Raw genomic sequence first — 11516 nt, 5'->3', positions numbered from 1 at the left:
GCCTGCCTACGAGAACAAGGACACCGGATCGGCGAAACGTGACGACCTACCAGCAGCCGGCCGTGCTGGGTCCGCGCGTGCCCGTCTGGTTGAGCGAGAGCGTGCCGCACATGGTGTCGCGGGTCAGCTGGGCGTTGATCGGCGTGGCCGTGACGCTGTACGCCGCCGTCGATGCCGACGCCACCGCGTACTGGTAGTTGGCGCCGGTGCGCTGGAGGCTGGCGCAGTCCAGTCCCGGCAACGCCGCCCCCGTGTAGCTGAGGTTGGTGGTGTAGTAGCGCTCCATGTAGTTGGCGTGCTCCGACAGGCAACCTTCCGCGGCCACGCGCTTGGTCTTGGTGATGTAGCTGGTGTACGCGGGCAAGGCGATCGCGGCCAGGATCGCGATGATCGCCACCACGATCATCAACTCGATCAGGGTGAAGCCGCCGGCGCGCTGGTCGCGGCGATGTTCGCGCACTGCATGAGAACTGCGGACAGACGGCACCAGGCACCCATCCACGGACACCAGCCTGCCTTCATTTGACGGGAGCGATTTCATCATTCATTCCTTTACTGGGCGATCAGCTCGCGCCAGGAAACACGCTGCAGGGTTCCGGAGGTACCGGAGGTCTTGATGCTGGTGGCGCTGCCGTTGTCGAAACTCACCAGCATGCTGCCGCCCATGAAGATCGGGTTGTTGGGCAGCGAATTGAAGCCCATGCCGCTGGTCGCCACCGCTACACCATTCACCATGATGTAGTCGGCTGGCTGGTTGATCAGACCATCACCATTGAGGTCGAAGAAGCTCGATTTCGGATTGGTGCCGGTGAATGGATCCACCGCCATGATCCAGCCGCGCCCGGATGGATTGCACAGGTCTGTCGCCTGCGGAATCCGTGTCGTGGCCAGCAGCTGATTGCCCTGAAACTGGTTCGGGGTGACGATTCGTTCGCCCTGGGCAGTCTGGTTGGGTGTGTAAGTCACATTGCCTGTTGTCGAATCAGTGCTGGATGTCGGCGACAGCAGATCGATGTACCAGCCCGACTTACCGGCCATGTCGGACGTGCTCGGTGCCGCCGTGACCGCCCGCGCCGGCGCGATCGCCGCGGTATTCACCGTGCCATCGGCGTTCAGGACCTCCGGCGTCCCGGGTGTCTCCGCAATGATGGAACGCTGCATGAGATTGCTGCGGTTCTTGGTGCCGTCGACGGCCAGCCCGCTGGTGGCGGACTTCACGATCAACCCGTACCAACTCTGCGTGGCCGTACTGGTGAGATCGGTCGAGCTCAGGTACTGGCCGGTGCCGAAGAACACCCACAAATCCTGGGTGAGCGGGTTCTTGCCGACAAGCATGCCGCCGGTGATCGGCTGCGCGGTACCGCCGGTGGCTGCATCCATCGCAGTGTAAAGCTTGCTGCCGGTACTGGTGGGCGTGGCGGCGTAGGTGGTCGTATTCCCCCTGGTCGTGGCCGTGTTGAGGCCGAACGACCACACCCGCCCCTGCGCATCACCGGCATAGGCCACCGTGCTGATGCCCACGGAGAGATCGCCCATCCACACGGCCGGCGCGGCCAAGCCGTTCGCGGTGGCGGAATCGGTGGCATGCACGCTGAGGGTGCCATCCTTGATGGCGAACTGCAGCAGGGCCGCCGTGCCGTTCTTGCTGTTGTAGCCGTTGCCGATCAGCACCGACCAGTTGTTGTCGCCGGTCGTGTCGTTGGCCGCAACGTTGGTCTGGGCGATCACCGGCTTGCCGATCATCTGGCCGATGGAGTCGGCACCGCTCTTGCCATCGCCGGCGGAGCGCTCCCACAGCAGCGTGATGTTGGTCGGGTCGGTCACGTCCAGCGCATAGATCGCCTTGGCCGCGCCACGACCCGTCGTACCCACTGCCACGGTGTGCCAGGCCGAGCCGAAATACACGTCCGCCACCGTCAACTCGCCGTCGTTGAAGAATTGATGCGGTACCGACGTCGAGCCGTAGTCGGGATTGGACAGACTGGACAAGCCGCTGGTGATGACGGCGGCGGGCAGGTAGGCATAGGCCTCGGTACCGGCGGCGATGGCGGCGTCGGTCGTGGTCGCGGCGATGTCATCCGTGTAGAACGCGTGCAGCATGCCGTCATTGGCCGCCACGAAAATCAGCCCTTGGCGGGTGGTGGCGGCGTACGACCCGAAGCTGTCGCTGCCGGTGAATGCTTGGCCGACGAACTGGTTCGCCTCGGGCTGCCCCACGTAGACCGGCTGCGAGTTGACGATGTCGCCCAGCGCGGTTTCACGCGTACGGTAGATGCCACCGGTCTTCGGTTTTTCCAGCGAGGCATCGCCGCGCAGATAGTTGATCATATTCTGCTGCGCGGTCGTGTCGGCGCCAAGTGCCGTCTGCTCCGCGCTGGACAGGGTGGCCGGATCGGTGAACGCCACGGCTGCCACTGGAGCCACGCTCGGGTTGTAGGTGTAGATCTTCCGGTTGCTGGCGGCGGGCAACTTGCTGGCCGCCGTCCAGGTCGGCGTCAGGGCCAGCGTGCCGTTGTTCGGGTCCACCGCGATGGCCTTGAGGTCGCCCTTCCAGTTGCCGGTGTAGTAATTGGCCTGGTAGGCGAACGCGCCGGTCTTCAGCTGGGTGGAATTGGCCGCGAGGCTGGCGCCGGTACCCACACGATCCGACGCACGCTGCAGCGCCTTCTTCAGCGCATCACTGAACTCGCCCGGCGTCTTTGCCGAGGCGAAGCCGCCGTGGCCGTTGACCGCGGCGTGGGCCAGGTCGGCGATGTTGGTGATGTTGTCCTTCGACGGCGTCGGCCAACTGAACCCGCTGATCGCCTGGCTGCTGTCGCCGTTGGCCCAGGCAAAGACCTGGTCCACCGGGATCGTCGCCCCACCGCTCGCGTAAACCGGATCGAAACCCAGGCCCAACGTGAACGTGACCATGTGCTGCCAGAACGCCGGGTCTTCCTTGCTGGTGGGCACTTCGTTGACCGCAGTGGGACGCAAGTCGCTGACCCAGTATTTCATGGCCACATCGGCCAGCGTGTCACTCTGGTTGTCCGAGTAAGGCAACGCCGGATTGTAGGTGAAAGGCTGGTTGTTGGGACCCGTAACCGGGCCGGCCTTGGTGTTGTCCACATTACCGACGCTGGATGGCGGGTCGTCGTTCCAGAAGCCATCCGTGGTCAGGATGGTGTAGGACTGGCGACAGGCAAGTTCTTCGGTCGTGCCACTCGTCAATGTCTGCCAGGGCTGGGCTGTCTTGTAGTACTTGCCGACGGCGTCCAGTGCCTGACGCAGCGGAGTGCCACCTGAGGCCTTGGCTGCACCGATCCAGCTCCACAGAGCATTCTTCTGGTCGCCCGATGTCGACCCGTTGCCGAATGGCGTAACTTTCGCGATGTAGTTGGTGCCACCGTTGTACGCATCGGTGTAGCTGTAGCGGGATGCGGGCAGATTCCCGTAATTGCTGTTTCCGCTACCACCGCCATCAATCGAGCCGAAGCCGATCCGGTAGGTGGCATCGACCGATGAGAATGCATTCATCACACCGCTCTTGGCCATCAGGATGCGCGTGTGGTAGTACGAAAACCAGTTGGCGACATTTTGCCGGGTGACCGCACTCTCATCACACACTGTGGCTGCCAGCGATGCCGCAGCGCAATCGCCCACAGTCTTGGCTACGTAATAACGCGTGTAGTTGCCGCTCGAATCACGCTTTGTGTACGTGAAAAACGAATGTGGGTAGCACTTTCCATCAGCGTTATACCTATCCTGATGGCTGCTGCAGCGATAATAGTAATAATTGCCGCTATAAGAAAAATCGCTTGACCCGTTATTATAACTGGCATAGCAATATCCCGGATAACGCTGAGAAGTACCGTCGTAACTGCTGCATGTCGAAGCGCCGTAGCCACCCGAGCCAGCACCAACCGAGTATGCGATGTCACTGCGGATCTGCCCGTTCCGGCTATCATCGCTGCTTCCATCGTAGGTACTCAAATCCACTTTCGTGCTGCTGGAGTTGAAACCATTGACCAAGGCACTGTCGAAGGCCGCATCTGGATATGAACTGCCATCCGCCTTGAGTGGAGGGACATAGGTGACCGTCGGGGTGAAATAAAGCCCATTCACGTCGGAACTGACCAGCGCGTCTGCGCTGGTACTGCTCAAATAATTCCAATCCGGCATGACATCCCAGGCCATCGACCCCGAGTCATCCAGCATCAGCACGATGTTCGGCGGCAGCGGCTTCTGGATGATCAGCGGCGACTGGTCCACCGCCGGGTTCGGCGTGGTGGCCGCCAATGTGGGCGAGAAGGCGACGCCCATCAGCCAGACGGAGAAACCGCTGGCCAGCAACCGGGCGGCGAAACGACCGGTCTTGTTGTGCACATGGGTGGCAATGTTCATATCGGTTCCGCTCTTTGCGATGGCGCTGCATGGGAAACTCGCTCGCACGGTAAAACTGGCGCGCGGGACTGGACGCTCAACCCTGCTTGATCATGGCCTGCAGCACGACAACCGCACGCTCGCCCACCTGCGCAGGATCGCCGCTGCGGGCCGTCACGCGGTAGTAGATGTTGGTGATGGCGCCGCCGTTGACGCCGTAGTTGTGCGAGTTGGCGCTCTGGCTGAAGCCGGTACTGGCCGAGGGATCCTGGAAGTTGCCCATGTTCTCGACCACGTACTGCGGCTGTCCGGTGGCCAGCGAACCCGCGGTGTATTGCGCGGTCGAAAGGGTCTTGATGCTGCCCGGATTGGCCTTAATCCACGGATCATCGAAGGGGTTGGCCAGGCAGACCACACTGGCCGACTGGCAGTTGCGCGCCACGTCGCCCGGGCTGGTGGGGATGCTGGCCGCCGCGGCGCGCATGGCTGCCTCAGCCCCCTGGAACGCCACCTGCCGGTCGTACATGTTCGCGGCCATCTTCTGCTGCATGATGGTGCCGCGCACCGCAGCCAGCCCCACCAGGGTGATCACCACCAGCAGGATCAGCGCCACCACCAAGGCCACGCCGCGCTGTTCTCCGCGTCGCGGCGACGGATGACGGCAGGTTGGATGGAAAGGGCAAGAAGTCGGGACGATGCGGCTCATGTCATTGCACCCGGTTGCGCACGGTGGTGGTGGCCGTGAATTGGCGTGTGATGGGTTTGGTGTCGGTGCCGGCACGTTTGTCCACACTTTCCACCGTGAGTTGGACCTGCACGGCGTCGACAGCGCCCCAGTTGGCCGCCACCGTCTTGGCATCGACGAAGCTGGCGATACCTGCCTGGTGATAGCTGATGGCCATGCCGGTGACGTCGCGCACCATCTCTTGCGTCGTCGGCGTGGGCGTGCCGGCCGTGGTGACCACGTTCACGCGATACAGCGATTTGCCGCCCAGCGGGTTGTAGCCGATGTACCAGTCCACCGCGCCCAGCTTGAAGATCTGCGAGTTGGGTCCAAACGTGTAGCCGTTACCGTTGGCGGTGCAGGTGGTGGGGAAGCCCAGCCCCTTGGAGCAATTCCCGGGAAGGGGGTTGCTGCCGTTGTTGTGATCCAGCGTGACATTGCTGCTGTTGTAGTTCGTGACTTGGACGATGGCCGCATGGTCGGGGTCGCACACGATGATCACGTCGCCCTTCACTATGTCCGACGTGGTGTCGTTGAGCTTGAAGTTGGCAGCCGTGGAACTGGGCGTGGCCGCCACGCTCAGCCCCGAGTCGGCGGCACCGAGCAACTGCAGCGAGTCGGTGCCGCTGACCTGGTTGGTCTCGGCGGTGCCCACGGTCAGGGCCGGATCCGCCGTGGCCGTACCGGCGCCGTAGCCGTGCACGGCATTGCCCCAGTCCGCCCACCACGCGGTGCTCTTGTTGTTGAGCACGTTGGACATGCGCCCGTTGTTGTTGCATCCGGTGAGGCCAGCTTCGCGAATGTCACGCGCCATCAACTCGAACGCGAGACGCGAGCCGTCCTGCACGTCGCCCAATGCCTGGTTCGTGCGGTAGGTGCGCTGGTTGGCCAGGAACACGCTGACCACCCCGCCGATGACGATCAGGCCCAGCAACATGGCGACCATCAGCTCGATCAGAGTGAAGCCTGCCGAAGGCAGCGCCGACCAGACTTTACCTCGACCTGCACCACGACGAATAAGGAAGCGCTTGCTCATAGCATGGCCTTGGTGATGACTTTCTGGGAGCTGCTGCCACCCGCCCCCGCCCGACTGTCATCGAAGACAATGGTGACGGTGCATTCGCCAGCGCCCGTGCAATTGATCGTGCCCGTGGTGTTGGTCGTCGCACCCAGATTCGTGCTGAGCTGACCGCACCACCGACTGAGCTGGTAGGCCGCCAGAGCCGTTCCTGCTGACGGGCAAGCCGCGGGATTGGCCGGGACAGCCACCGTGGAGCCGCTGGCAGGAACAGCCGCCGTGGCTGCCGCGACCGTGCCGTTGTACTTGCCGGCCTTGGCATTGACGATGTCGGCACGCATGGCATCGAGGATCGAGTAGCTGGCGACCGTGGCCATGCTGCGCGCCATCGCGCTGTTGTTGGTGGAAAGCGACACTGCCTGCAGCGCGGCGATACCCAGGAAGGCAATGGACAGCACCAGCACGGCGATAAGCACCTCGATCAGGCCCACGCCGGACTGTGCCGCGATGCGCGGCGTGGCTGGAACGGAGCGGCGGATCATGGGCAGGCTCCCGAGCTGGTGGTGGTCACGAGGATGGAACCGGTCGTCATGGTGATCACGCGATGGTTGTCCTTGCTCATCTGGCTCTGGCTGGTGCAGATGTCGGCCACCGTGCCGGAGTAGGAACCCGGGGTGCCGACTTTCTGCCCCAGCCCCTGCCCGCCGAAGCGGATCGCCGTCACGTCGCCCTTCAGCTGCACGGCGCCGCTGATGCCGACCGTGCCGGCCAGCACTTGGCTGGCCCCGCCGCCACCGGCGATGGCATAGACCGCCCCGCTCTGGGTGCTGCAGGCGCCGCCCAGCGTGCCGGCGCCGTTGGCGCTGGCCGAGTTGCTGCACAGCTGGGTGTTCGCATTGCGCTTGACCGCTTCCATCCGCGCCACGTGGATCGCGTTGACGATGTCGTTGGCGGCGGTATCGAGCTTGTTGGAAAGCGTGATGTTCTTGAAGCTCGGCACCGCGATCATGATCAGCACCAGCGCCACGGCCATGGTGATCAGCAGCTCGACCAGGGTGAAGCCGCACTCGCGCGCCCGCGCCGACCCGCACCCCGATGGACGGCCGCCGGCATGTTCCGGCCTGCGCGTCCGGATCAGCGAGACGCCTCGCTGACGCGACATGACTTGCATGGAATTCTCCCTGATGCCCCTGCACTCACTGTACCCATCCACCCCGCCCCGGCCAGCTCCCAGCCGACGGGCGGTAGGAATTGGCCGATGAGCGGCGGCGGGTGGCGGAGGAAAGGTGATCGGGATCACGTGCCGAGGCCGGCGACGGCGATCGGCGCACGGCGACGTCCGGATCGCTAGGGCGCCGCTTCGACCCGATTCCTGCCGTTGTCCTTGGCGTGGTACAGCGCGGCGTCGGCGCGGCGCACCAGGGAGGCCGCACCCGACTCGGCAGGCCGCAGCTGCGCCACGCCGAGACTGATCGAGAGCTGCAGCTCGACGCCATTGACCAGCGGTCGCGCGGCGGCCACGCAAGCGCGCAGGCGCTCGGCCACCTGCAGGCCGCCCTCCAGGTCGGTATCCGGCAGCACCACCAGGAACTCCTCGCCGCCCAACCGGCCGAGCCGGTCGTGCTGGCGCAGCGCACCCAGGCAGGCGTGCACGAGTTGCTCCAGCGCCTGGTCGCCGGCCGGATGGCCATGGCTGTCGTTGACGCGCTTGAAGTGATCGATGTCGAGCATGATCACGGCCAGTTCCCGCTGGCCGCGGCGGGCATGCTCGACGGCCCCGTGCAGCGTGTGTTCGATATGCCGCCGATTGGAGATGCCGGTGAGCGCATCGGTGAGCGCCAGCCGATGCAGGCGTCGGCTCTGGCGCAGTTGCCGCCACGCCAGCCACAGCATCAGCAGCAGCAGCAGGCCGGCCAGCAGGATGGCCAGCCATTGCCAGCCGCGAACGCGCTCCAGCGTGGCCAGTTGCTGCTCCTTGAGCGCCTTGTCGGCGGCGAGCTTGCGGTTTTCCAGCTCGCGCCGCTCGGTATCGAACTGGTAACTCATCAGGGTGGTCAGCTGGGTCTTGGCCATGCGCGCCAGCGCGGCGTCGGCCTCCATTTTCAGCCTGAGGTCGGCCAGCGCGGCCGCCGGCTTGCCCAGCGCCTCCTGGTTCCTGGAGCGTGCGTCATACAGCTCGGCCAGGTAGCGCATGTTGCGGCTGTTCCTGACACTCGCCTCGGCAAGGTCGAACTCGCGCGCGGCCAGCTCGTGCTGGCCCAGGCCGGCGTGCGCCTTGGCCGACTGCAGCGCCAGCATGCCGACGTTGGACTGGTCCGCGACGGCCTGGAATTCCTTCGCGGCGGCCTCGACCTGCTGCAGGGCCTCGGCGTAGCGCTCGCGGGCGTTGCTGCTCTCCGCCAGCGCCAGCAGGGCAGAGCCCACGCTTTGCCGCGAACCGGTTTCGTGCGCCAGCGCCAACGCTCGCTGCAGCGGGGCGACGGCACCCACGGGGTCGCCCCGCTCGGTCGCCAGGAACCCCAGCTGCATGTCAACCACCATCTGCTCCTGCTTGTCTCCCTTGCGCTGCGCAGACTGCATCGACTGCCGCAGGTACTCGCCGGCCTTGTCGTACTCGCCCAGCCGCCGATAGATGGTGGCGATGCTGATGAGATTGGACTGTGCCGCGGTCGTGTTGCCCACGGTTTCGTAGAGGCGCTGCGCCTCCAGGAAATCGAACAGCGCCTTCGCCTGCTCGCCCAGCAGCGACTGGGCGCTGCCGCGCCAGGTCAGCGCGTCGGCGATCAGGCGCGGGTTTTCCAAGCGCCGTGCGAGCCGGATGCCGGCTTCGTAATCCGGCAGCGCGTCGCGCTCCGTGGTGAGCTTGCTCTGGTAGAGGCCGCGGCAAATCCGGAAGTTGGACTCCGCCTCCAGGTCGCCCGCCTGCTGCGCCTGCTCGGTGCCGCGGCCCGCATAGGCGTAGCCGCCCTTGACGTCGTTGTCGAACGCCAGGAAGCAGTACAGGTAGTCGTAGCGACGCTGCCGGTAGGCATCGCCGGGCGGCAGCAGCGCGCCCAGGCGGTCGAGGGCCTGCCTGGCCGCGGCCTGGCTGTTCAGCGGGATATCGCCGTTGTCCAGCTGCCGGACGAGCAGATCGAACGCCGCCGCGTCGTGCGCCGGCGGCGGCGCCGCAAATGCGCACGGCGTCGCCGCCAGCAGCAACATCAGCAAGCCCGGCAAACCTGGCAAACCACGAAGTAGTCCGGACAACACGCCCCCAAGAAAGTCGATTCAGACTTTCCCTGTCCGCACGGCCCACGCCGTCGTCTCGTTATCGGCCGCGCGTCGGAAAACCTGAACCCGTCTGATCACCCTGGTGCGGCGGCCATCCCCCAGCCGCCGGACGCAAGGCCGGACCCATCGTCTCACGGCCACCCCGCGCTGCAAATGCCGTCGTCATCGCTTGCGCCGCTGCGGTGCGGCCCGTAGAATCCGCGGTTCTCCGCCGGAGTAGCTCAGTTGGTAGAGCACGTCATTCGTAATGATGGGGTCGTAGGTTCGATTCCTATCTCCGGCACCAGTTGACGCAGCAGCAAAAAGCCCCGGAAAGCCACGCTTTCCGGGGCTTTTTGCTGCGCAGGACAGCGCATCGCGCTTCGGGCTGGAGCGCGCCTCGTGCGCGACGGCTTTCCCCTCACGTGACGAAGGGCATCGCACACGGGGTGCGCTCCTACGGATTCGACGCGGGGGAGTCAGAAGCTGGCTGAGCCGTTGCCGCCGACCACGCGCAGTTCCTTCGGCAGGGCGAAGGTGATGTTTTCCGGTTCGCCGTCCAGCTCTCGCACGTCGCCGGCTCCCCACGACTGCAGCCGGGCGATCACGTCGCGCACCAGTTTTTCCGGCGCCGAGGCGCCGGCAGTGAGGCCGATGCGCTTGACGCCGTCGAGCCAGTCGCGCTGGATGTGCTCGGCACCATCGATCAGGAACGCGCGCACGCCCTGCTTCGCGGCCAGCTCGCGCAGGCGGTTGGAATTGGAGCTGTTGACCGAGCCGACCACCAGCATCAGGTCGACCGCGCCGGCCAATCGGCGCACGGCGTCCTGGCGGTTCTGCGTGGCATAGCAGATGTCGTCCTTGCGCGGCCCCTCGATGTCGGGGAACTTCGCGCGCAGCGCTGCGATGATCGCCTTGGTGTCGTCCACCGACAGCGTGGTCTGGGTGACGTAGGACAGCGCATGCGGAAATTTCGGCGCGAGCGCGGCGACGTCCTCCACCGACTCCACCAGCCATATCTCGCCGGCATGGGCCGGATTCCACTGGCCCATGGTGCCCTCGACCTCGGGATGCCCGGCGTGGCCGACCAGCACCACGCTGCGGCCGATGCGGCCCAACCGCGCCACTTCCATGTGCACCTTGGTGACCAGCGGACAGGTGGCGTCGAACACTTTCAGGTGCCGCTGCCCGGCTTCCTCGCGTACCGCCTGCGACACGCCATGGGCGCTGAAGATCACGGTGGCACCGTCGGGCACCTCGTGCAGCTCCTCGACGAACACCGCACCGTCCGCGCGCAGCTTGTCGACCACGTAGCGGTTGTGCACCACCTCATGCCGCACGTAAATCGGCGCGCCGTAGGATTCCAGCGCGCGCTCGACGATGGCGATGGCGCGATCGACGCCGGCGCAGAAGCCACGGGGGTTGGCAAGCAGGATGTCCAAGACGACCTCGATACGAAATCCCGCAGGATCCCGCTGGCGGGCGATGCTTTTCAATTCAGGAGCATCGCCCGCCAGCGGGATCCCACGTCAAGAATGAAGATTATCGCACGCCGTTCCCGGGCTTGCCGGCGAACAGGCCGAACGCAATCAGCATCACCGCGCCCACCGTGATGCCGCAATCGGCGAGGTTGAACACCGGGTAGCTCCACTGGCGGAAATACACGTGGATGAAGTCGGTGACCTGGGCCGCGTGCAGGCGGTCGATCAGGTTGCCGACCGCGCCGCCCACGATCAGCGCCAGCGGCAGCGCGGTGCGCCAGTCGCGCCGCGGCGTGCGCGCCAGCCACGCCACCAGCACTGCGCCGATGACCAGCGCCAGCAGCACGAAGAACCAGCGCTGCCAGCCGGCGCCATCGGCCAGGAAACTGAAGGCGGCGCCGGTATTGAACGCCAGCGTCCAGTTCAGGAAACCCGAGATCACCGGATGCGGCATGCCCGCCGGCTGCAAGGCATGCAGCGCCCACCACTTGCTGAGCTGGTCGAACACGATGACGGCGGCGGACAGCCAGAGCCAGGGGAGTGCGTTGGGTTTCGGGGTCATGGGGCGCGGGGACTCGGTGATGGGGCGATCTTCGGCTCCTCCCCCTGCAACGCAGGGGGAGGTTGGGAGGGGGTTCGCTTTTGACCTTGGGAGATCAGATCAAGAACCTACCCCTCC

At 65.3% G+C, this 11516-nt stretch carries 9 protein-coding genes and 1 tRNA gene; 1 reads left to right on the top strand and 9 read right to left on the bottom strand.

Translation table 11 applies throughout. The features are described from left to right. Window positions 1-46 precede the first annotated feature (46 nt). The 7 genes from R2APBS1_RS06120 to R2APBS1_RS06090 form a co-directional block, all read right to left on the bottom strand. On the bottom strand, window positions 47-460 hold the full coding sequence (locus R2APBS1_RS06120; protein WP_027484826.1) for a type IV pilin protein: 414 nt from the start codon (window positions 458-460) through the stop codon (window positions 47-49). Between the two features lie 92 nt (window positions 461-552). Further along, window positions 553-4383: a pilus assembly protein gene (locus R2APBS1_RS06115; RefSeq protein WP_015447251.1), complete on the bottom strand. Its 3831-nt coding sequence runs from the start codon at window positions 4381-4383 to the stop codon at window positions 553-555. Window positions 4384-4459: 76 nt separating this feature from the next. Continuing rightward, window positions 4460-4987 (bottom strand): pilus assembly PilX family protein, encoded by a 528-nt coding sequence (locus R2APBS1_RS06110; protein ID WP_015447250.1) that lies wholly within the window; start codon window positions 4985-4987, stop codon window positions 4460-4462. Between the two features lie 82 nt (window positions 4988-5069). After that, window positions 5070-6122: a PilW family protein gene (locus R2APBS1_RS06105; RefSeq protein WP_015447249.1), complete on the bottom strand. Its 1053-nt coding sequence runs from the start codon at window positions 6120-6122 to the stop codon at window positions 5070-5072. Beyond that, window positions 6119-6646, bottom strand: a complete 528-nt coding sequence (gene pilV, locus R2APBS1_RS06100) for a type IV pilus modification protein PilV (protein WP_007510645.1) — start codon at window positions 6644-6646, stop codon at window positions 6119-6121. Before pilV ends, R2APBS1_RS06105 begins: the two co-directional genes overlap by 4 nt. Then, the gene (locus tag R2APBS1_RS06095; protein ID WP_007510642.1) at window positions 6643-7275 is read right to left on the bottom strand and encodes a GspH/FimT family pseudopilin; all 633 of its coding nucleotides are present in this window, start codon (window positions 7273-7275) and stop codon (window positions 6643-6645) included. Before R2APBS1_RS06095 ends, pilV begins: the two co-directional genes overlap by 4 nt. A 176-nt stretch (window positions 7276-7451) precedes the next feature. Beyond that, entirely contained in the window at window positions 7452-9308 is a 1857-nt protein-coding gene (locus tag R2APBS1_RS06090) for a GGDEF domain-containing protein (RefSeq protein WP_015447248.1), read from the bottom strand. Between the two features lie 279 nt (window positions 9309-9587). On the opposite strand from R2APBS1_RS06090, the gene R2APBS1_RS06085 reads away from it, so the two are divergent. Continuing rightward, window positions 9588-9663 (top strand) — tRNA-Thr (locus R2APBS1_RS06085). A 172-nt stretch (window positions 9664-9835) separates the two neighbouring features. Here the strand turns inward: R2APBS1_RS06085 and ispH are convergent. Together ispH and lspA are read right to left on the bottom strand one after the other, a co-directional pair. Then, window positions 9836-10798 carry a 4-hydroxy-3-methylbut-2-enyl diphosphate reductase gene (gene ispH / locus R2APBS1_RS06080; protein ID WP_007510638.1) on the bottom strand — a complete coding sequence of 321 codons (963 nt, stop codon included), beginning with the start codon at window positions 10796-10798 and terminating at the stop codon, window positions 9836-9838. Between the two features lie 100 nt (window positions 10799-10898). Continuing rightward, on the bottom strand, window positions 10899-11399 hold the full coding sequence (gene lspA, locus R2APBS1_RS06075; RefSeq protein ID WP_015447247.1) for a signal peptidase II: 501 nt from the start codon (window positions 11397-11399) through the stop codon (window positions 10899-10901). Window positions 11400-11516: the final 117 nt, after the last annotated feature.

It is taken from the genome of Rhodanobacter denitrificans, assembly GCF_000230695.2.
GTDB lineage: Bacteria > Pseudomonadota > Gammaproteobacteria > Xanthomonadales > Rhodanobacteraceae > Rhodanobacter > Rhodanobacter denitrificans.
This window is presented reverse-complemented; position numbering and strand designations above follow the sequence as displayed.